18 protein-coding genes are annotated in these 21,018 nt (G+C 43.0%); 11 read left to right on the top strand and 7 right to left on the bottom strand.

The window, feature by feature from the left end; translation table 11 throughout:
* Window positions 1-97: 97 nt before the first annotated feature.
* The gene (locus NNC77_RS14400) at window positions 98-1,306 is read left to right on the top strand and encodes an alpha/beta hydrolase family protein (RefSeq protein ID WP_254971511.1); all 1,209 of its coding nucleotides are present in this window, start codon (window positions 98-100) and stop codon (window positions 1,304-1,306) included.
* A 170-nt stretch (window positions 1,307-1,476) separates the two neighbouring features.
* Here the strand turns inward: NNC77_RS14400 and NNC77_RS14395 are convergent, their stop codons facing one another.
* Both NNC77_RS14395 and NNC77_RS14390 read right to left on the bottom strand, forming a co-directional pair.
* Complete coding sequence (locus NNC77_RS14395) at window positions 1,477-2,892, bottom strand: ATP-binding protein (protein WP_254971513.1); 1,416 nt, start codon at window positions 2,890-2,892, stop codon at window positions 1,477-1,479.
* Window positions 2,893-3,200: 308 nt separating this feature from the next.
* Window positions 3,201-4,568: a DUF3843 family protein gene (locus NNC77_RS14390; protein ID WP_254971515.1), complete on the bottom strand. Its 1,368-nt coding sequence runs from the start codon at window positions 4,566-4,568 to the stop codon at window positions 3,201-3,203.
* Window positions 4,569-4,807: 239 nt separating this feature from the next.
* On the opposite strand from NNC77_RS14390, the gene NNC77_RS14385 reads away from it, so the two are divergent.
* The 10 genes from NNC77_RS14385 (at window position 4,808) to NNC77_RS14340 (ending at window position 15,945) form a co-directional block, all read left to right on the top strand.
* Entirely contained in the window at window positions 4,808-6,766 is a 1,959-nt protein-coding gene (locus tag NNC77_RS14385) for a DEAD/DEAH box helicase (protein WP_254971517.1), read from the top strand.
* A 298-nt stretch (window positions 6,767-7,064) separates the two neighbouring features.
* Window positions 7,065-8,711, top strand: a complete 1,647-nt coding sequence (locus NNC77_RS14380; protein WP_118155066.1) for a hypothetical protein — start codon at window positions 7,065-7,067, stop codon at window positions 8,709-8,711.
* A 184-nt stretch (window positions 8,712-8,895) separates the two neighbouring features.
* On the top strand, window positions 8,896-9,255 hold the full coding sequence (locus NNC77_RS14375) for a hypothetical protein (RefSeq protein ID WP_118155069.1): 360 nt from the start codon (window positions 8,896-8,898) through the stop codon (window positions 9,253-9,255).
* A gap of 49 nt (window positions 9,256-9,304) precedes the next feature.
* Window positions 9,305-9,931, top strand: coding sequence for a hypothetical protein (locus tag NNC77_RS14370; RefSeq protein ID WP_254971519.1), 627 nt, complete (start codon window positions 9,305-9,307; stop codon window positions 9,929-9,931).
* A gap of 44 nt (window positions 9,932-9,975) precedes the next feature.
* On the top strand, window positions 9,976-10,587 hold the full coding sequence (locus NNC77_RS14365; protein WP_254971520.1) for an ETX/MTX2 family pore-forming toxin: 612 nt from the start codon (window positions 9,976-9,978) through the stop codon (window positions 10,585-10,587).
* Window positions 10,584-10,922 (top strand): hypothetical protein, encoded by a 339-nt coding sequence (locus NNC77_RS14360; protein WP_118155075.1) that lies wholly within the window; start codon window positions 10,584-10,586, stop codon window positions 10,920-10,922. Before NNC77_RS14365 ends, NNC77_RS14360 begins: the two co-directional genes overlap by 4 nt.
* A gap of 11 nt (window positions 10,923-10,933) precedes the next feature.
* Window positions 10,934-11,074 carry a hypothetical protein gene (locus tag NNC77_RS14355; RefSeq protein WP_233400604.1) on the top strand — a complete coding sequence of 47 codons (141 nt, stop codon included), beginning with the start codon at window positions 10,934-10,936 and terminating at the stop codon, window positions 11,072-11,074.
* A 58-nt stretch (window positions 11,075-11,132) separates the two neighbouring features.
* Window positions 11,133-11,957 (top strand): carboxypeptidase-like regulatory domain-containing protein, encoded by an 825-nt coding sequence (locus tag NNC77_RS14350; RefSeq protein ID WP_118155084.1) that lies wholly within the window; start codon window positions 11,133-11,135, stop codon window positions 11,955-11,957.
* Between the two features lie 161 nt (window positions 11,958-12,118).
* Window positions 12,119-13,291 carry an ATP-binding protein gene (locus NNC77_RS14345; protein WP_218412535.1) on the top strand — a complete coding sequence of 391 codons (1,173 nt, stop codon included), beginning with the start codon at window positions 12,119-12,121 and terminating at the stop codon, window positions 13,289-13,291.
* 14 nt (window positions 13,292-13,305) lie between these two features.
* Window positions 13,306-15,945, top strand: a complete 2,640-nt coding sequence (locus NNC77_RS14340; protein ID WP_254971521.1) for a beta-glycosidase — start codon at window positions 13,306-13,308, stop codon at window positions 15,943-15,945.
* A 153-nt stretch (window positions 15,946-16,098) separates the two neighbouring features.
* On the opposite strand, the gene NNC77_RS14335 is transcribed toward NNC77_RS14340, so the two are convergent.
* The 5 genes from NNC77_RS14335 to NNC77_RS14315 form a co-directional block, all read right to left on the bottom strand.
* Window positions 16,099-18,240 carry a S46 family peptidase gene (locus NNC77_RS14335; RefSeq protein ID WP_254971523.1) on the bottom strand — a complete coding sequence of 714 codons (2,142 nt, stop codon included), beginning with the start codon at window positions 18,238-18,240 and terminating at the stop codon, window positions 16,099-16,101.
* A gap of 33 nt (window positions 18,241-18,273) precedes the next feature.
* Complete coding sequence (locus NNC77_RS14330) at window positions 18,274-18,471, bottom strand: Fic family protein (protein ID WP_254986892.1); 198 nt, start codon at window positions 18,469-18,471, stop codon at window positions 18,274-18,276.
* 10 nt (window positions 18,472-18,481) lie between these two features.
* Window positions 18,482-18,730, bottom strand: coding sequence for a hypothetical protein (locus NNC77_RS14325; RefSeq protein WP_254971524.1), 249 nt, complete (start codon window positions 18,728-18,730; stop codon window positions 18,482-18,484).
* Window positions 18,731-18,910: 180 nt separating this feature from the next.
* A complete protein-coding gene (locus tag NNC77_RS14320; protein ID WP_254971525.1) occupies window positions 18,911-19,444 on the bottom strand; it encodes a hypothetical protein in 534 nt (177 codons plus the stop codon).
* 11 nt (window positions 19,445-19,455) lie between these two features.
* Entirely contained in the window at window positions 19,456-20,787 is a 1,332-nt protein-coding gene (locus tag NNC77_RS14315; RefSeq protein ID WP_254971527.1) for an ATP-binding protein, read from the bottom strand.
* Between the last annotated feature and the right edge of the window lie 231 nt (window positions 20,788-21,018).

Below are 21,018 nucleotides of genomic sequence, written 5' to 3'. Positions count from 1 at the left end.
ATTATTGGGCTCTTTTTGAGGATAATTTCTTAATTTTGCAAACAATAACTAATCTTATAAACAGGAAGAAAGATTTCTAACAAAACAAGACAAGAGAATGAAAAGGATTATCACATATAGTATCATCGCATTGGTGCAGGCGTCGGTGGCGCTTGCACAGACCCCTTCGAAGCCGAAGCTTCAGAAGCGGGAGAAGTATGAATGGCAGGGAGAGATTCCTACCTATGTAGAAACGCTGAAGAAGGAACTGACCTATCCGATGGCTTGGGGAAACAGTCCGATTAAGAATTTCAAGAAGTGGAAGAAGGCGGCAAGGGCGAAGGTGTTTGAATGCATGATGACACCTCCGAAAGCGGCTGCGGCTTGGAATATGGAAGTATTGGGCGAGGAACAGAGAGACGGATATAAGGCGCAGAAAATCGCCTTTAATATCAACGCCTATTCCCGTATTACGGCTTATCTCCTGATTCCGGATGGCAAGGGACCATTCCCAACAGTCAATGCGCTTCATGATCATGGTGCCCATCTCTTTATCGGAAAGGAGAAGATGATTCGTCCTTTCTTTACTCCGGAAGAAAAAGATTCCCCTACGAAGCAGGCGCTCTGTCAGGAGATTCTGGATGATGCGGATGCGTGGGCAAAGCAACTTTACGATAATCAGTACGTGGGCGATTATCTGGCGAAACATGGTTACGTGGTCTTTTCGGCAGATGCTCCGATGTGGGGAGAACGAGGCCGCAAGGAGGGCGTGGATAGAAACAAATACGACCTGATAGCCGGCAACATGATGATGCTGGGTAGAGACCTCTCTGCCTTCATGACTTACGATGATATCGCCAGCACCGAGTTCCTGGCTTCGCTGCCGATGGTAGATGCGAAGCGTATCGGATGCGTGGGGTGTTCGATGGGAGCCTATCGCTCGTGGATGCTCTCGGCTTTATCGGATAGAATCAAGGCGGGTGCTTCCATCTGCTGGATGATTACCACCGACGCTCAGCTTACCCGGAGATTCGGAAGAAAGGAGAATGGCGGTTTTGCGAATTGTATCCCCGGTCTTCGCCAGTATCTCGACTATCCTCACATCGCCTCCCTCGCCTGTCCGAAGCCGATGCTCTTCATCAATGGCACAAAAGATAAGCTCTTCCCTGTGCCTGGTGTAAAAGATGCTTTCGCCGAAATGCACAAGGTTTGGAAGAGTCAGGGAGCAGATAATCTGCTGGATACGGAGCTTTGGGACATCCCTCATTCCTGCGGATTGAAGGCGCAGGAGAAAATGCTGGAGTTTCTGGACAAGAATCTGAAATAGGGGTTAACAGAGTTAACAGTTAACAGCTGTTTTTCTGTACCTTCTTCTCTTAAATATTAAAAGTCTACTACGCTAACGCCATTTTTTAAGGGGTTAGCGTAGTAGACTTTTGTGTTTTTACTACAACCAAGTTTTAAATCATTACCTTACGGAACATAATTTAGGTTAGCTCAATGATGCAGCAAACTTGCCACTTCTTCTGGCAATATCACCTTGCAAGGCTGAGGACCAGGTAGGGGCTTTTCTCTTAGGAAAAGGAGGTATATTACATTCTTTCCCTGGGCAAATGGGGCGAGAGACACCTTTCTCTTCAGCTTTTCCAGGAGTCGGTCGGCATAATCAGGGGCTGTCCATTTACATTCTCCTACAAGTATTGTGTTCTTGTCAAAGAGGTCTTCTGCAACAACATCAAATTCAAGTTCCTCGTTGCCGACAGGGGTTTTCTTGCCTTCTTCAAAGATGGGAACCTTGCCCCACCAGCGTGAGGCTTCACCCCATGTGTGACCTTCTATGTCGCTACCACAGACAGCCAACTGGCACAGTCTTTCCCAAACCTCGGCAACATGACCGTTGAAACCGTCATTGATGAATTTCTTTGCAATGTTGCCACGTCCCAAGGCAATCATAGACTTGTTTGGTTCGATGAATCTGTAGTAGAAAGCCATGAATGGGTCATCTATCCGATAAAGAATCTTCTTTGTCTTCTGCGGATTTTCGCCAAATGGTACTTCCTTTCTGAGGAAAGCCATTTCAGTCAGAATTTTTATCGGTTTGGCAAGCTCTGCCGTAGTCTTGCCAAGAGCATCAGAAATGCTGGAATACTTCTGTTTTCCACTACCCACCGCAAGCATGATTGACGAATAGGGTGCGATATCTGATACCTCATCCATAAACAGACGGGCAGGCTCGTCATAGAGATTTCCCATTTCGTCTAATATCAGTTCTTGAATGGCTTCGTCCAAAGAGCAGAATCTTTCTCGTTGACTCCAGTACTGAGGCACTCCACCCCATATAGAGTACTCTTCTACAAGTTCCTTGGCTGAGGTGTTGATGATTTCTTGCCACCAAGGCAACTTGACAGGACGTAGGATGAAAATACGGTCGGCTCTGCCATAAAGAGGTTCTGAACCTTGTAAGAGACCGTGCATCATTCTCTGTGAAGAGCCGCAGATGATGATGTTGCAGCGCAATTCATTTACTCCGGTAATACGCCTATCGAGGATTCGTTGTAGAGTAGAAGGTAATGCTGGATCTTTCTGAACTAGATATGGGAACTCGTCCAAGACAAGTGTTGCGTTTTCCTTGCAACGGTAGTTGAAAGCCATGATGATGTCTTCCCAGGAAGAATACACAGGGCTGTCGAAGCCCGGATATTCCGTGCCTATGGTGCGTGCCAACAGACTTAGCTGGGTAGTTTTCTCGCTTAGGTTGGCTTCAAAGTAAATGTCTTCATCTTTCAACACTCTTCTGATGAGAGTTGATTTTCCAAGTCTCCTTCGTCCGTATATCACAATGAAGCTTGAAGCTTTAGACTCCAAAGCTGTCTGTAAAACAGCTTGTTCCCTGATTCTATCTACGAATTTCATAATTAGTGATTTTAGAATTACTAACTGCGAAATTACTAAAAAATAATGATGGATATGTACTTTATTACATATTTATATGGAAAATTACGTATATTTAATAATTGCTGCAAGCTGATAGCTCTTTAATATTGTTTGAAGACAGCAAAAGAATGTCTGTCAACATTTATAATAAAAAGAGCGGAAGAACAGCTTGGGGTTAACAGCTGATTTTCCGCTCTTTCTTCTATAAATCTGTAAAAGTCTGCTACGCTAACCCCTTAAAAAATGGAGTTAGCGTAGTAAACTTTTTGAGTATGCTGAATGCATCTTTACCACAACTCCTTAGGCGACAGGTCTTTATCCTTTCTACCCATCAGGTAGTAATCGGCAAGGAACTGGAGGTTTGCCTGCGTAATCTTCAAGCCTTCTTCCTTTACATACTGGCTTGTAAAGATGTTTGCGTCAGGAATCAGGTTGTTTTCTATCAGTTTGCAGACAATTTCGTAAGGGAATGGGAGACCATTGCCGCTGATAATGCCAAAGCTGTCGGTCTCTGCACGCTCCTGTACATAGTATGGGTTCTCAGGCGATGCGATGCAATGAGCCAGACCGAAACTGATGTTGATGCCTGTGTATGGACTTCCGCTTAAGATGATGCCTTTCTCGTATTTCTGAGGGAATCGGATGTCCTTTGGCAACTCGAACTCAATCTCCTTGAGGAATTCCTTCAGCGTCTTCACATCTTCCAGGAAGATGAACTTGTCTTCGTATCCCTTCGCCTTGAGCAGATTGTAGTCGTGAATCGCCTTCTCATGATCTGCCTTTTCATGTAGCTCTATAGCCTTCTTCCTGAACTCCTCATCCTCCCAGAGCTTGTGGGTAGGCATGTTCCTGCAAATCTTGCGGAGCCATTCGTAAGAAGTGAGCGCCAGGAGATTGTTTCTGCCGGCGATGGTCATTTCCATCTGCACAGAATAAGCGAGCGGTTCGGTGAGACCCTGAGGCGAGTTTGCCATCTGCTGGAGGGTAAACTGCAGGCGCTTCTGGTTGCCTATGTTGAAATAGCAACCATAATGGAACCACGCCAGGGTGTCGCGACGGTGAATCTCATCCAACTCCTTGTTCTTCTCGATTTCCTCTTCGGTCGTTTCAGCGTTGCCCTCTATCTCAGGCATTTCGCTGAGATAAGTCAGAAGACGCTCGTTTTCCGGAGCCGTTTCATATTCTCTGTCGAGAATGTTGTAGGCAAGTTTGGCAGCCAGTTCCAGGGTTCCGAAGAGGAAAGGAACGGCTTCCTGTACGAAACTGCTCTGCTGGTAATGGTGCCAGAGCAGGAACTTGACATCAGCGATGTTGATTTCCTCAGGGTCGTAAGCCGGGTCATCTTCGTTGAGCGTACTCTTGATGAATTCGCTTTCTTTCTCATAGAAAGGAATGTAGGTGCCGTAGCGCTGCTTGCATTCTTCTGTGAAAGTCTTCCAGATGCCTGTGCCCGAAATCACATCTTCGAAATAACCGGCAATGCTGAGTGCCAGCTGCTTGGCTTCATCCATATTCTTGAAGTTGTGGGTGTAGCACGCCTCGTCAAGAGCGTGGTATATTTCGTTGGCGAGTTCTGTATAATACAGATCAACTTCGTCTGCTTTTTCGTATGGATGCAAAGCAATCCATTCTTGGGTGAAAATAACTTTTTTCATATATTTCAAGTTTTCTTGGTTATCTGTTTGTTGTAACTTTCATGCAAAGGTAATAAAATATTGCAGAAATCTGCAAGAAACTCGCATTTTTTTCGTATCTTTGCACCCGAATTTAGGCAATCTTAATAAATGCGTGGGATTGCCGCAAGCGTTTCGGAAGGATTTTGCACCCTAATTCATGGCTGGGAGGGTGAATTCGGCCTTCCATTTAGATTATAATGAATTAAGGTTAAAAAGATTTGAAGACATTTGAAGAATTAGGCGTGAGCGAGGAGATTCGCCGTGCCATCGAAGAGCTTGGATTTGAGAATCCAATGCCAGTTCAGGAAGAAGTAATCCCATATTTGCTTGGTAATAAGAACGACGTGATTGCGTTGGCGCAGACCGGTACGGGTAAGACTGCATCTTACGGTATTCCGGTTATCCAGAAAACTGATGCCAAAAGCAAGCAGACACAGGCTATCATCCTCAGTCCTACACGTGAGCTCTGCCTCCAGATTGCAGACGATTTGAACAGTTTTGCCAAGTACATCGACGGTTTGCATATTGCCGCAGTTTATGGCGGTACCGACATTGGAAGCCAGATTCGCACCCTGAAGCATGGTGTGCAGATTATCGTGGCTACCCCTGGCCGTCTGCTCGATTTGATTAATCGTGGCGTGGCTCAGTTGGAGAACGTGAACAACGTGGTGCTTGATGAGGCTGACGAGATGCTGAACATGGGCTTCTCAGAGAGCATCAATGCCATCTTTGAGAACGTTCCGGAAGATAGAAACACCCTGCTCTTCTCGGCTACCATGAGCAAGGACATCGAGAAGATTGCCCTCAACTACCTGCACGACCACAAGGAAATCGTAGTGGGTTCGCGCAACGAGGGTGCTGAGCATGTAAACCACATCTACTATCTGGTAAATGCCAAGGACAAGTATCTCGCCCTGAAGCGTGTGGTGGATTTCTATCCACGCATCTTTGCAATTATCTTCTGCCGCACCAAGCTGGAGACTCAGGATATTGCAGATAAGCTCATCAAGGATGGTTATAATGCTGAGGCGCTGCACGGCGACTTGAGTCAGCAGCAGCGTGACCTCACCATGCAGAAGTTCCGCAACCATACCGTTCAGTTTCTGGTGGCTACCGATGTGGCTGCCCGTGGTCTGGACGTAGAGGATCTGACTCACGTTATCAACTACGGTTTGCCTGATGATGTGGCAAGCTACACCCACCGAAGCGGCCGTACCGGTCGTGCCGGAAAGAAGGGAACATCCATCTCTATCATCCATACCAGAGAGAAGTTCAAGGTTCGCCAGATTGAGAAGCAGATTGGCAAGGAGTTCGTGGACGGCGTATTGCCAACCCCAGAGGAAATCTGCAAGAAGCAGCTCTTCAAGACGATGGACGACATTATGAAGACCGATGTGGACGAGGATCAGATTGAACCATACATGGCTGAAATCAACCGCCAGTTTGAGTACATCGACAAGGAGGACATCATCAAGAAGATGGTAACCATCACCTTCGGTAAGTTCCTCGATTACTATAAGAATGCTCCTGAGATTATCAAGCCAGAAACAGGCAAGGGTTCCCGTGGCGGCGAAGGCCGTGGAAGCCGTGGCGAGGGCCGTGGCAAGGTTTCCAATGGTCGCAGAAAGCATGAGACTGAGGCTGGTTTCAAGCGCCTGTTCATCAACCTGGGTAAGGCGGATGGTTTCTATCCGGGCGAAATCATGCAGTATCTGAACAAGCACGTGAAGGGTCGCCAGGAGGTGGGTCACATCGACCTGCTGAGTAAGTTTGCCTACATCGAGGTGCCTGAGGAGGATGCGAAGCGCGTGATGAAGGCTTTGAACGGTACTGAGTACAAGGGCAGAACCGTAAGATGTAACGATGCTGATGAGGAAGGTCATGGCAGAGCAGCCCGTGGCGGACGCAGTTCTGAGGGCAGAGGCGGCCGTGGTTCAGAAAGAGGCGGACGCAGCCGCAGAGGTTCTTCTGATGATGCAAGAGACTCTCGTGATTCTCGTGGAAAGGGAGGACGTGGAAACCGTGGTGAATCTCGTGGTGGCAGAAAGTCTCGCCCTCAGGAGGATACAGGCGATTGGCGCCAGTTCTTCCAGAACAACGACAACGTGAAGTTCAAGGGTGAGGAGCCAAACTTCGAGGAAGAAGGTTGGGCTCGTCGCAGACCTAAGAAGAAGTAAAGCATTGCATGATGAAGTAAAGTAATTCATGTGGCTATAGTTATCATAGTAAAGAGCATTCTTTCTTGTAAATCAAGGAGGGGTGCTCTTTCCGTTATGATTCTTGTGGGAAACATCAAAGTTACTATGCTTTTATGAATAATCTTCGATATTTAGACTTTTTCTTTTGATGTTTTTTGTGTATGTTGTTGATTACCAGCTTGGTTGCTGTAGATGAAATTTTCTTATATTTAGACCTGGTTTTTACTTCTATCTAAAAATAAAATTGTATTTTTGCAGATTAAATAACTATTGATATATGAGAAAAGTAACTTTATACATGATCTTGGCTTTTATGGTAGCACCAATCTTTGTTTCCTGCTACCAAAGTCATAAGAAAGAGTTGGGCGTGGCTTATGCACTAGCTGAGACTGAACCGGATAGTGCCTTGGCGTTTTTGAACCATATAGAGCAGAGAAAACTTTCTGAAGAGGATATGGCGAAGTATGCCCTCATTTATTATATGGCACAGGATAAGTCTGGTTTGAATGTGGATAACGATTCCTTGATTCGCATAGCATATGATTGGTATGAGGAACACCAAAACGATTCGCTCTATGCTACAGCCTTGTATTATATGGGAGAATACTATAGGCTTGTTGATAGTATAGTACTAGCGAAGGCTTGTTTGGAAAAATCCTATAATTTGGCAAAAAAGAAAGATGATGATTATTTGATTTCGCTTTCATTAGATAAGTTAGTGAGAGTAGAGGGAGAATTGAATCCACATAAAGCTATGAAACTTGCAAGAAACTTAGTCGAATTCTATGATAAGCGACCTCAATTACCTCTTAAGAATAAAGTGTATGCTAGACTTCGTTTAAGTACAAGCCTCTTAGATATCGATAGTTTACACTCTGCATTAGATGAAAATTTGCTAGCTCTCAATGATGCAAAAGCGTTGAAAAACAAAGAGGTTATGTCTGATGTTTGTCAAGATTTGGCTTTTGTTTATGGTGAACTTGGTAAAAAAGATAGTAGTTTGTATTATGCAAAAATCGCAAGTAGTCAAAGAAACCCAGAAGATGTTACTTGTCAATTAGAATTGGCTTTTGCCTTTTACGATGTTGATTCTCTAAATGAAATGTTTGCAATTTTAAATAACCTTAGTCCAAAATCAAGGGAAGACAAGAATAGTATCCTTTATCTAAAAACTTTGGGGGCAATAAAAAATAAAAATATAAATTTAGCCATATGCTATACCGATTCTGCAAGTGATAATTACGAAAATGCATATCGCAAAGCTGTACAAGGGAAATACAACTATTATGCCTCTTATATAAATAACGTAAAGGAAAAAGCAGAACTAAAAGGTAAGGCGAAAATGCAAAGATGGGTGTTACTGCTATCTCTTCTATTACTTATTTCTTTACTTATATTTATTGTGTACGCTTATTTCACATACAAAAAGCGGATTGCCCTTAAAATACAGCAAGAGAAAGAGCTTGCTGCGACGAAGTTGATTCATGAACAAGAGTTGCATGAACAGGAAATGCTGATGACAGACAAATTACATAAGGAAGAGATTGCTCATAAAGAAGCTCAACTGGTAACCATGCGTGGTTATTTGCTAAAGAAAATAGAAATTGTGGAGAAATTGAATTCTATCGGAGAAAAAGGAATTAAACATTTAGTCTTGTCAGAGGATGACTGGGTGGAATTAGAGATGTTTTTGGAGGGTGTAGAGGATTTGTTTGTAACAAGGTTGAAAAAACAACATTCAAATTTGACTCAAAACGACATTAGGCTTATGATGTTGCTACGCCTGAAGTTGCCTCAGAAGTCTTTGGCTTCAATTTATTGCATTAGCGAGAAAGCCATCAAGCAAAAATTGTTCTTATATAAGGAGCGAGTAGGCATCAAAAATGAGCATATTTCATTGCGAAAATACATTGAAACATTTTGAAAAATCCATTCGAAAAGTATTTTTAGACCTTGTTAAAACTGGGGGGGGTGAATAAAACCTATTGTATATAAAGTTGTTGTGCGATTTTTGCCACGTTTAATAAATAGACCCAAAAAGTTTGTGTTATAGCCAAAAGATAGCTAATTTTGCAACCGAAATTTTAATTCATTAAAAGAGAGTCGTTATGAGAAAGATGATTATGGTAATAGGTTTGTCACTGCTTTTGGTTGTTCCAACTCATATGGATGCCAAAGAAGTCTACTTCCGTCATGGAAGTAAGGATAGTGGAAAAGCACGTACTGTACTTCCACAAGTAACTGGTGATTTAGAAGCAGAAGAGTTAACTCTAGATATCTATAGATATGCTGGGATTGCTCAAATCTGCATATCTGACGATAATGGTAATATGGTACAAACATATTCTGAAGTAATCCAAGGCAAGAATACTATGCATTTGCTGTTTGGTGATTTGTCTAGAGGTCTGTATACAATTGTGGTGACTCTAGGTAGTAATATCTATATAGGAATAGTAGACATAATTTAGTCAATCTTTTGGAAACATTATTATAAGTATAACTAAAATTATCACGCTTATGAAAAAGTATTTGAGTGTTTTGATGTTGGTAAGTGCTATCGTTTTGTCAGCTTGTTCAACAAACGATAGTTTTGATTCTATCTTAGCAAAAAGTAATCAAAGTGAGATAGGGCAAGATTATGCTGTTGGTACAGGTTCTGGTTGTATTGTTCCTTTAGACTCGACGTGCGTGAGAAAGAAAGTACAAACAAGAGCCTATAATGACAACGATGTTAGTGAAGAACTTAGCCAATTGGACGAGGTTCCTATATACTTACAAGTTGCAGGAAATACATCAAACCTACAATTTCTTAGTGCCTCTAGCCAAGGTAAAGAGCTTTCACTTGCAGCATTTAATGAAGAAGATGAAGGTCTACAGTTTTATCTGAAGATATTGCCTGCTACAGCTGGTATCCCATACTTAATTTATTCCACGAAAACAAAGACCCCAATAAGTATTGGAGCATATTCTAATGCTCCAGATGTAAAGGTTGTGTATGCAATGAAGGAAAGTACAACATCTTTGTTTGGAGCGTCATGGGATATAAAAAAGCGGATTATTCAACAGATGCATATATCTTGGAAAGTCAAGATTATCCTCGACAAGGTAGTAGTGGTAATTGGTATGACATATATTATAGCGTAATAACTGCTAATGGAGCGAAATTATCATTGGAAAAATATTCCAAAATGGCAAGACAAGAATTTAGAATAATTCCTGTTGAGAAGTTTAATGTGGAGAGTGTGGAGTTTGATACAGATGCGGGTGTTTTAAATAAAGTTCCTAATGTGCTATATTCTGAGAAATATACAAATAAGGGTCCGATAGCTCAAACTTATTCTTTCAAGGTGCAAGAGTCATATAGCAAATCTTCCAGTTTTAATAAGAAAACCTCTTATAATGTTTCTGTTTCAACGGAGATAAAGACTAGGGTTCCTTTTATTGCAGAAGGTAAAATTACGACCTCTGTCTCCGGAGGGCAAGAGTTTACATATGGAAAAACTGAGGCAAAGACAGTTACAATAAGTAGGGAATATCCTGTGAGTGTTCCTGCAAATTATACTGCTCAATTGTCTGTTGTATTCTATAAATATAATATGGATGTCGATTATGTTGCAACTTGTGTTGGTGTTACTTCTGGCAGACGAATAAAGATTAAAGGAAAATGGAGCGGTGTAGATGCTCAGTTTGTAGATGCTGTTCTAAATCTTACACCTATAGATTCTTCTACAGCTTCTAGTCGAAAGATAATAATCACAAAGCAAATGTTAGATTCAGGTAAGATAATTAAGGTAGAATGAAAAAATACTGTTTTGTAGCATTTAATTTGTTGGCTTCTTGTACAGTGATTCCTACAAGTTCGCATTTTGCTGATGGACAGTTGACTTTGAACCTAGACAAACAGACAGTAATAGAACGATATGGAAATCCTTTCTCGATGGATATTTCTATTGATACGGATTCTGTATTAAAAGAACATTTGTATTACAAAGAAGCAGTAAGAGTTAAGAATTGTCCTTTTATTGTTACGACAAAGTTGGATTTCCATAATGGTAAGTTGTATAAAATGTACCAATTTGATAAAATGGTAGGAAATGTCGCATTAGAGGCTGATTCTGTAAAAGTAGAACATTAAATAAAATAATTATGGACAAAATGAAAAAGTTTGTAGACTCTTTGGATTTAGAAGAGTTGTCAAGTCGTGAGGAACTTGTTGAGATGGTTTCTGCACAAGAGTTTGACAAAAACCAAGATGTGACGCTTCTTGCTTGGAACATCCCAATTTAATTTAAATGTAGAACTAGATGAGTGGGCAAGGTTTTGCCCACTCTTTAAAACTTGGAACATGAAGAGATTTTTATTTATTCTAATTGTTTGTGAACAGATGGCTTTAGCATGTGTTGCTGCAAACAGAACCATTAAAGGCCATATTGTGGATGAATCTGGTCGGAATGTAGAGTTTGCAAGTATACATGCGGATAGTATTTATGCCGTGTCTGATAAGGATGGAAACTTTTCATTAGTGGTACCTGATGGTATGAAAAAAGAAATAGTTATTAGTCACATCAGTTATCAAATGTGTAGAATTCCTTTTGGTGTTTATAGTAAGAATAATGAATTAAACATTACACTAAAGGAAAAGATTAGTAACTTGTGTGATATAACAATTGTATCTGGAAAAAAGCAGAAAAGTATTGTTGATAGGGGTGTGCGCGCACCTGGTGATGTAGCTTTTCATAATGTTCAAAATACTCAATACGAAACAGGACCATTGTTTTCAGTAAACAAAGATTGGTTTGTGAAAAATGTCAAGTTGCGTGTGCAGAAATGCTCTTTTGCATATTGTACAATTCGTTTAATTGTCTATGAAATTATAGGCACGCAATTTGTCCCGATTCAGCATCGACCAATCTACATACAAGTGTCTAAAATCTCCGATAAAAAAGATTTTTTTGCATTGGTAGAAGAACCTTTAAAACTGAAACATAATCATAAATATTATATTGGTGTAGCTGTTATGGCAAGTAGTGGAAATGGTGAAATACATTTCCCAGCTTATTTTAAGAAGGGATGTGTGAGAAATCTGTGTACAGATAGAAAAAAGAATTTCCCTGTAACATTGGGAGTTTCTGTTTATGGAATGCCGGCAAGACACCATTTAGCCAAATAACATGGGTAGTCATAAAAATAATTGTACTTGCATTTATTGTGCCTTTTTCTTCGTAATTTATATTTTGCGGTAAAAACATAGCAATTTCTTTGGTAAATTGCGGTGTTTTTACCGCAATTTTTGTATATTTGCAGCCGTAAACATCAAATAAGGCAAGAAATATGGAATTATTGAAGCAACTTTCTGACAATCTTATCAAGCGTACCGATACTCGATACCTACGATATATGTATCATCAGATTCCTTGGTCGAATCGGATGACGGCTCTTGTTGGACCTCGTGGAGTCGGCAAGACAACACTTCTTTTGCAGTATATCAAATTGAATCTTCAGATGAAAGACACACTCTACGTGAGTGCAGAATCCATCTATTTCGCTAATCATACTCTCTTTGAAACTGCAATGAAGTTTAGCCAACTTGGCGGCAAGCATCTTTTTATCGATGAAATACATAAATATAAGGGATGGGCTACAGAACTTAAAATGATATACGATAATCTGCCAACCTTGCAAGTGGTATTTACCGGTTCTTCTGTGCTTGATATTTATAAAGGTACAGCAGATTTAAGTCGCCGGGTATTGGTCTTTACGATGCAAGGTTTGTCTTTTCGTGAATACATCGGTATGGAAAAGGGCATAGACATTCCTGTCTCTACATTGGAACAAATCGTAAACAATGAAGTTGTGTTGCCTGAGGAGATTGAGCATCCGTTGGCATTGTTTAATGAATATTTGCGCAAGGGCTACTATCCTTTTTCTAAGGATGAGGGCTATAGGATGCGACTGAATCAAGTGGTGAGTATGACTTTGGAGACGGATATTCCACAATATGCCAATTATACGGTGATGGTGTCCAGAAAATTGAAGGAACTGATGCAGGTAATAGCTGATAGTGTGCCTTTCAAGCCAAACATGAGTACCATTGCTACAACTATCAAGGTAGATCGCAATAACCTGCCCGATTACTTCGAACTTATGGAGCGTGCAGGTTTGATAGCCCAACTTCACGAGTCCACAGGAGGAGTGCGTGGTTTGGGTAAGGTAGAAAAGGTGTATCTTGATAATACCAACCTCTCCTTTGCTCTCTCTTCTTCGGTGCCTGATATTGGCAATCAGCGAGAGACTTTCTTTTTTAATCAGATGCGTGTGAATCATGCTGTCTTCAATTCTCCAATTTCTGATTTTCAGATAGAAGACAAGACATTTGAAATCGGTGGTAAAAAGAAAGGTCAGAAGCAGATTTCTGAGGCTAAAGAAGGATATGTTGTGAAGGATGATATAGAGACAGGCATGGGCAATGTTATTCCTCTCTGGGCTTTTGGTATGAACTATTAGACAATTATAAGTTAATGAAGAAAACTATTCTTATCGCTTGTCTGGGACTGGTAAGTTTGGGCTTGCAAGCACAGAGCATTTCGCTCGCTGGTGAATGGAATGTGGAGTTGGGAAAGAGCGGTAGTGCTTTTGCCAAGAGTAAGCGTGCCTCGCAGGGTGAGGTGAAGCGTGCCATTCTTCCCGGTACCATCGATACGAACCGTCTGGGATTCGCTCCGAAAGATACGATGGAAACAACGCATCTTACGAGACTCTATGCCTATAAAGGAGCTGCAAGATATTCCAGAACCATCAATATCCCGAAGGACTGGAAGAAGAAGCCAGTAGAACTCTTCCTGGAGCGTACCCGACCGACATGGGTGTATGTGGATGGAGAACTGGTGGATTCCTGCAACTTCATCTCTACTCCCCAGCGCTATCTTCTGCCAAAGAAGGTGAAGCCGGGCAAGCATTTTCTGGAAATCGTGGTGGATAATGGAAGAGGTGTGCCTGAGCAGGTTTACGGTTCCAGCCATGCTTACACGGAAGATACGCAGACCAACTGGAATGGAATTATCGGAAGGATAGAACTCCAGCTAGCCAGCTCTGTAGAGAGCAAATCTGCAGAAACTCTAACAGGAGCAATCCCTAGCCGTTCTGTAGCTTCTCCTTCCGCCCTTCAGATGCCTGATTTCGCCAAGGATTTTCATATCAAGGGCGCCCACTTCTACGCCAATGGTCATAGGATATTCCTCCGTGGCAAGCACGATGCGGCTGTATGGCCGCTGACGGGACATGTGGAAATGAGCGTGGAAGGCTGGATGAAGTATCTCGGAATCTGCAAGGAGTATGGAATCAATCATGTGCGCTTTCATTCCTGGTGCCCACCGGAGGCGGCTTTCGTGGCAGCGGACAGCCTGGGAATCTATCTCCAGCCGGAACTTCCTTTCTGGGGTTCTTTTGACAAGAAGGATGAGAAACTCATGACCTTTCTGCATCAGGAGGGAGTGAATATTCTGCGGGAGTATGGTCATCATCCATCTTTCAGAATGATGGCGCTGGGTAATGAACTCTGGGGCGACATCGACAAGATGAAGGAGTTTGTGGATGATTTCCGCAAGATTGCGCCAGATAAATACTATACCTTCGGAAGCAATTACTATCTCGGTTATCAAGGAATAAAAGAAGGAATGGATTACTTCACCACTTGCCGCATCGGAGGCGAGGGATGGGGCAAATACAATACTCATACCCGTGGTTCTTTCTCGTTTGCCGATGCCTACGATGGAGGAATGATCAATCATTTCCATCCTAATTCTACGATGAATTTTGATGAGGCTTGCGATAAGGCAGGAATCCCAATCATCTCTCACGAAACAGGACAGTTTCAGACCTATCCTGATTATCGGGAAATGAAGAAATACACCGGAGTGCTTCATCCTTATAACTTTGAAGTCTTCCGCCGTCGTCTGGCTGCAGCCGGAATGCTCTCGCAGGCAGATGATTTCCACAAGGCTTCGGGCTTATGGAGCGTGAAACTCTATAAAGCCGATATAGAAATGGATCTTCGCACCAAGAATATGGCGGGCTTCCAACTGCTCGATATTCAGGATTATCCCGGTCAGGGAAGTGCTTTCGTAGGCATCCTCGATGCTTTCATGGAGAGCAAGGGAATCACTACGCCCGAGGAATGGCGCCAGTGGTGCTCGCCTGTGGTTCCTCTGCTGGAAATGAAGAAGTTCTGCTTTGAGGATGGCGAGAAGATTCAGGCTAAGGTAAAGGTAGCCAATTATGGCGGTTCTTCGCTGAAGGGCAAGAAACTGAAATGGCATCTGGCTGAGGATGAGGGAGTATTGAACATCTTTTCATACGATGAAGGTTTGGTGGATGTGGGTGAACTGAATGGTGTTTTCCACGTGCAGAAACCTACCAAGCTGCTTCTTACATTAAACATTGAAGGAACAGAGGCGAGAAACTCCTACGAACTTTGGGTTTATCCGAAGAAGGCGATGGAAAAGAAGGGCGTCATCATAGCCAAGGATTTGAATGAGGAAGTGGTGAAAGTCTTGGAAAAGGGCGGAAAGGTGCTTTGGATGCCTACGGCTTCCAGCCATTTTGTGGCTGCCGATGATACGCTTTCGCAGGCAGATAATGCTACTCCTTATACTGTTGGCGGACTCTTCCAGACCGATTACTGGAATTATCGCATGTTCAAGACCATCTGCGAGAACAACAAGAAGAAGGTTTCTCCAGGAGCTCTAGGCATTCTTACGAATCCGGAACATCCGATATTCAAGGGTTTCCCTACGGAGATGCACACCAACTGGCAATGGTTCCCGGTTATCAAGGAATCGCATCCGCTGGTGCTTGACAACTTCGCCAAGGATTATCGCCTGATTGTTCAGGTGATAGATAATATTGAGCGGAACCATAAACTTGGCTTGGTGATGGAATGGAAGGTGGGAGCAGGAAAGCTTCTCGTCTGCATGAGCGATTTGGAGAAGGCTGCCAAATATCCGGAAGGCAAGGCTTTCTATCAGAGTGTAATTGATTACATGCGCTCTGTGGATTTCAATCCTCAGGTGGAGATGACAGCCTCTGATTTGCTGAAGACATTGAAGGAAGAGCCTAGAAAAGTTAGTTTGAAAGAACTGAATAATATCTCGCAATATTAGTTGCGAACCTATAAGAAAAAGTAAGAGCGGAAAGCCAGGAGTTAACAGGTTAACAGTTAACAGCTGATTTTCCGCTCTTTTTATATTATCCTGAGATTAATCTTTATCCCAGGATAAACCTTTATATCATCTCTATTGATTTAGAGATAGGAATTACTTTGCATTGATCTCCTTCAAGAGGCGGTCTGCGTGTCCCCACTTATCCATCAGGTAGAGCACATAGCGAATATCCACACCAATGCAGCGAGCCAGGCGCTTGTCGAAGTTGATGTCTGAGCTGAGGCTGTCCCAGTTGCCATCGAAGGCAAGACCAATCAACTCGCCCTTGCCGTTGAACATAGGGCTACCAGAATTACCACCGGTAATATCGTTGTTGGTGAGGAAGCAGAGCTGCATCTTGCCAGTCGCCTTATCCTGATACTTGCCGAAATCCTTCTCAGAGAGAAGCTCGTGCATGATAGGCTCAGCGTAGTAATCGATGACCTTGTCGCCCTTCTTCATCTTCTCAACGATGCTCTCGGCTGTGGTGTAATAACCAGATGGCTTGCCACCGAGGTCGAAACCGCCTACCTGACCGTAGCTCAATCGCATGGTGAAGTTTGCGTCGCTGTAGTGAGGCATGTCTTCCTCCATACGGAGCTTGGCAGCACAGAGATACTTCTCCTGCTCGGCGATGCTGTCGTTGATGCTGCCCATCTGAGCAGCGAAATCACCATATACATCGTTCAGATCCATACCGAAGCTTACGCCTGGATCCTTCTCATATCCCTTCTTGTTGAAATAGAGCTTGGCGCCCTTCTTCATGATGAGCGACTTCTCCCAGAGATAATCCACATACTTGGCGTAGTTGCCGCCAAACTCAGCGTCGATGGTCTTGTAGAACTTTGGCAACCATTTTGCATCTACGTGCTCCTTGTAGTTCTTCAAGAGGGTAGCGAGCACTTCCTTATCGAGCGCCATATCCCATTCTGCAGAGTTATCTTCAAACTCATGATACTGCTTCTTCTTGTTCTTCTCAGGGCCCTTCACCTCCATGTTGGTCTGGAGCTTGATGGCACGGGTAGAGAACTCGATGTTGCTTCTTCTTGTGAAAGATTCAGCAAAGTTGGTCCAGGCGTATTTCACGTCTGCGCTCTCCTTGTAGAGCTTGGCGAGCTTGTCGAAATCTACCTTGTGGGCGAGGTCGTTGGCTGCCTTGGCTGTGTCCTGCCAAGCACGGAGACGGGTTTCGTACTCACGCTTCAGATTCACGATGCCGATAGAGTCGATACACTTGTTCATACCGATGGCATTCTTCCAATAGTTGGAGCTCTGGGCGTACTTGCTGTCATACTTGATGCGTACTGCCTCGTCGGCACGCATGTGCTTCTGCATCACCTCCTGCTTTACGCCACGAACCTGGGCACGAGGAGCATTCTCAGCATCGCGCATAGTCTGGATTCCGTAGCTTGAAAGATAACGCTCTGTGCTGCCTGGGTAACCCATGGTCATCGCATAGTCGCCATCCTTATAGCCCTGGAGAGAAACCTGAGCCCAACGCTTTGGCTTGTAAGGCACATTGTCCTTGCTGTAGGCAGCAGGACCGTTGGTCTTAGGGTCGGCATAGATACGGAATACAGAGAAGTCGCAGGTCTGGCGAGGCCACATCCAGTTGTCTGTATCGCCACCAAACTTACCCATAGACTTTGGTACGGTGAAAACCAGACGCAGGTCGGTGAAGTCGCGATAAGTAGTAGCGTACCATTTGTTGCCCTCGTAGAAAGGCTGAACGGTGATATGGAGGGTAGAATCGTTCTTCTTCGCCTCTTTAGTCATCTCGTTCTCCAGAGAATCGATGAGTTCATCGCGCTTCTTGTTGTCGAGTTTCTCGTATCCGAGGCTCATCACCTTATCGGTTACATCCTTCTGTTCAACCATAAAGCTGACGAACATATTCTCGTTAGGCAATTCCTCTGCGTAAGATTTAGCAAAGAAACCGTTGAGCATATAGTCGTGCTCCACGGTAGAGTGGCTTCTGATAGCCTCGAAACCGCAATGGTGGTTGGTAAATACCAAACCGTCTGGAGAAACGACTACGCCTGAGCAATAGCCAGAGAAGTTAACCACAGCATTCTTCAAGGCGTTCTCGCCGTTGTAGAGCTGGTCGTAAGTCATACTGAAGCCTTCGCGCTGCATCATCTCATACACAGCGTTAGGCAAGTTGTAAATCGTCCACATTCCCTCGTCAGCGTGAGCGGTATTGATTCCGCAGAACGCCATGATAGAGGCGATAAGGACCGTTGCTTTTTTCTTCATTACTTGTTTTTGTTTTCTATTTTTATTATGATGTTATTTATTCTTTTTCTCATACCATTCTTTCCAAGTCTTTGCCAGCTCTGTCATCCGATATTGCTGGCGTGGATGTCTTGGGGTGTTTGGATATTTCCTTTCAATAGCTTTTTCTGAGAGGGCAGCGTTTAAATATAGTTCACTAAAACTTTTTCTGTCCTTTAGTCCGATTGCACCCATAATTTCCGCAGATGTCATATATTCATCGTTAAAGGATAGAATAAGAGTCTCCACATGTTGACTGAACTTGTGGGGTACCTATTCTTGGCTGCTCTTTCCAATCATCAGTCGGCCGAATATGCAAGTATCTGTTCTTGAGAACCCAACCATCTTTTAGGAGTAAGTTCCTGAAGAAACGAACCAGGTAGATAGGAGAGTAATCAATGCCTTTCTGAATGTTGCGATAGTTGGCACGAACCAGGGCTTTGCGGAAATACCAGGAGTGTTTGGCGAACATTTCGTTGTTCCCGCAAGCGCTTGAATTGAGCTAAGCACTCCTCCAGCGAAAGCGGATGCTCTCGCCAATAAGCCATGCTTTTTTGCATTTGGGCATTGACTTTCTTGTGATAATCGTTCAGTTGTATCTCCATCCATTTATGTATTATATTGTTAGAATATTACGTTTGCAAAGTTACGACTATTTCCCGAATTTTCCAAGGCTTCGCTTGATTTTCTTCATAATTTGCCTTTTTGCCGACTGCAATCCTGGAGAGAGAACCTCTTGCTCCAGCATATCCAGAGCCATTCTTAACTCTTCGAGGAGTTCGGGATAGTACTTCATCTGCTCGTAGGCGAGCTTCATGCAGTAGCAGCGGATGGCGTAGGGTTGGGAACAGGCAGTAATCTTGGCGATGCAGAAATCGATGAAATCGGAGCGGAGTGATTCTTCCTCGAAAGGCTGACGGAGAAGGAGTTGAAGCATCAGGCGGCGCTTGGTCTCATTCTTCTCTGCGAGAACTCGGTCTATTAAGTCATCGTGCTTGGCATAGAGCCACTCGTTGTTCTGCATGTCGAAATGAGTGAATACCCACAGGGCATTTGTGGATATTCGCTCGTCCTCATCAAATGTTAGTTGATAAAGATGAGCTTTTTTACGGTTATTACCATGGGTAAGAATACAAATCTCATAGATGTCATCCATGCAAAGTTTCTTATTCAGTTTCTTCCTCATGCTTCTATGGCTTATTTGATGATGAAACTCTTCTCTACCTTGTGTTTAACAAATTCTCTAGCTGCGAATAGTGGTACATTTTCCATCCATTTTTGGTCTTGGAAACCTCGCATGGAGAAACGGATACCTTTGAGATGATAGGAGGCAAAATCGTGAGTGATAAATGCTGCTAGTGATTTTGCCTTTACATTCTCCTCAGCCTTTACTTCTATTGGTAAGATTTCGCTGCCGGCTTGTACTATGAAATCGATTTCTTGGGTAGAGCTTGGCTTACTGTAATAATATATGGGTAAGTAAGGAAGAGATTTCAGCTGTTGAAGCACGAAATTCTCAGTAAACGCCCCCTTGTATTCGCTAAACACGTTGTTGCCAATGAGAATCTGGTCAGGTTGTGCCATTGTGAGTGCTCCCAACAAACCTACATCAAGCACATATAATTTGAAAGCATCCATGTCTGCATAGAATTTTAATGGAGATTTGGCATCTCTTGTTCTTTCTACCTTATGGACGAGTCCTGCGTCAGTGAGCCATTGTATTGCAATCTCGAAATCTTTAGCCCTAGCTCCTTTTCTTATTGCACCATAGATGAACTTCTTATTCTCGCGAGCCAGTTGGGCTGGGATTGATTGCCATACCATTCTTACTCTTTGTGTCTGTTCTTCGGTGTGTTTGCTGATATCTGCCTCGTATGCATTCAAGATGTTTTGTTGAATTTGCCTTACTTGCATTGGGTTGTGATTTTGTGTAAATTCCAATACTGCTTCGGGCATACCTCCAACAAAGTAGTATCGTCGAAGGTATTCTATGAATTTTGGGGCGAGGCTGTTGATAAGTTCCTTATCTCCGCTTTGCAATAAATCCAAAAGTTGTTTCTCTCCATTGGCAAGTAGAAATTCCTCATAAGTCATGGGGTAGAGGTGCATGATGTCAACTTTACCGACAGGGAAGGATTCTCCTTTCATGTTCATGACACCGAGCAATGATCCTGCTACGATGATATGCAATTCTGGCTTGTCTTCACAGAAATATTTCAGCGAGGACAAAACAGGTGGAATCTCTTGTATCTCATCGAGAAATACAAGGGTCTTGCCAGGAGTGATGTCTTGGTGTGCATAAGCAGCAAGGCCGATGGAAAGTCTTTCTGCATTTGCGTCACCTTGAAAAAGTTGAGCAATGCTTTTGTTTTTGTAACAGTTGATGTAAACCATATTCTCAAATTCGTTGTCGCCAAACTCTTTGATGATATAGGTCTTGCCAACTTGTCTTGCTCCATACATGATGAGTGGCTTCCTGTTACTGGATAATTTCCAGTCTTTCAGATAGTTGTATATGAATCTTTTCATGTTTACTACACTTTTGTGAGGGAATAATATTTGTGTCTGTACATTTTTGTGAGGGAATAATGCCTTATTACCAACACTTTTGTGAGGGAATATTGCTGCAAAGATACTGATTTTGTAGCAGTTCCCCAAAGTGGACACAAAAAATGATTATTAATTATTTATATTTTTAAAAGTACACATATCTATCAAATTTCGTTCCTTTTCATTTGCAAAAGTAGACAATCTCATCCA

The organism is Segatella copri (assembly GCF_024330485.1).
GTDB lineage: Bacteria > Bacteroidota > Bacteroidia > Bacteroidales > Bacteroidaceae > Prevotella > Prevotella copri_L.
This window is presented reverse-complemented; position numbering and strand designations above follow the sequence as displayed.

Coding starts and splice junctions, on each gene's coding strand:
- NNC77_RS14400 (WP_254971511.1), top strand. CDS start 98: ATGAAAAGGATTATCACATATAGTATCATCGCATTGGTGCAGGCGTCG.
- NNC77_RS14395 (WP_254971513.1), bottom strand. CDS start 2,892: ATGAAATTCGTAGATAGAATCAGGGAACAAGCTGTTTTACAGACAGCT.
- NNC77_RS14390 (WP_254971515.1), bottom strand. CDS start 4,568: ATGAAAAAAGTTATTTTCACCCAAGAATGGATTGCTTTGCATCCATAC.
- NNC77_RS14380 (WP_118155066.1), top strand. CDS start 7,065: ATGAGAAAAGTAACTTTATACATGATCTTGGCTTTTATGGTAGCACCA.
- NNC77_RS14375 (WP_118155069.1), top strand. CDS start 8,896: ATGAGAAAGATGATTATGGTAATAGGTTTGTCACTGCTTTTGGTTGTT.
- NNC77_RS14370 (WP_254971519.1), top strand. CDS start 9,305: ATGAAAAAGTATTTGAGTGTTTTGATGTTGGTAAGTGCTATCGTTTTG.
- NNC77_RS14365 (WP_254971520.1), top strand. CDS start 9,976: ATGGCAAGACAAGAATTTAGAATAATTCCTGTTGAGAAGTTTAATGTG.
- NNC77_RS14360 (WP_118155075.1), top strand. CDS start 10,584: ATGAAAAAATACTGTTTTGTAGCATTTAATTTGTTGGCTTCTTGTACA.
- NNC77_RS14355 (WP_233400604.1), top strand. CDS start 10,934: ATGGACAAAATGAAAAAGTTTGTAGACTCTTTGGATTTAGAAGAGTTG.
- NNC77_RS14350 (WP_118155084.1), top strand. CDS start 11,133: ATGAAGAGATTTTTATTTATTCTAATTGTTTGTGAACAGATGGCTTTA.
- NNC77_RS14345 (WP_218412535.1), top strand. CDS start 12,119: ATGGAATTATTGAAGCAACTTTCTGACAATCTTATCAAGCGTACCGAT.
- NNC77_RS14340 (WP_254971521.1), top strand. CDS start 13,306: ATGAAGAAAACTATTCTTATCGCTTGTCTGGGACTGGTAAGTTTGGGC.
- NNC77_RS14335 (WP_254971523.1), bottom strand. CDS start 18,240: ATGAAGAAAAAAGCAACGGTCCTTATCGCCTCTATCATGGCGTTCTGC.
- NNC77_RS14330 (WP_254986892.1), bottom strand. CDS start 18,471: ATGACATCTGCGGAAATTATGGGTGCAATCGGACTAAAGGACAGAAAA.
- NNC77_RS14325 (WP_254971524.1), bottom strand. CDS start 18,730: ATGTTCGCCAAACACTCCTGGTATTTCCGCAAAGCCCTGGTTCGTGCC.
- NNC77_RS14320 (WP_254971525.1), bottom strand. CDS start 19,444: ATGAGGAAGAAACTGAATAAGAAACTTTGCATGGATGACATCTATGAG.
- NNC77_RS14315 (WP_254971527.1), bottom strand. CDS start 20,787: ATGAAAAGATTCATATACAACTATCTGAAAGACTGGAAATTATCCAGT.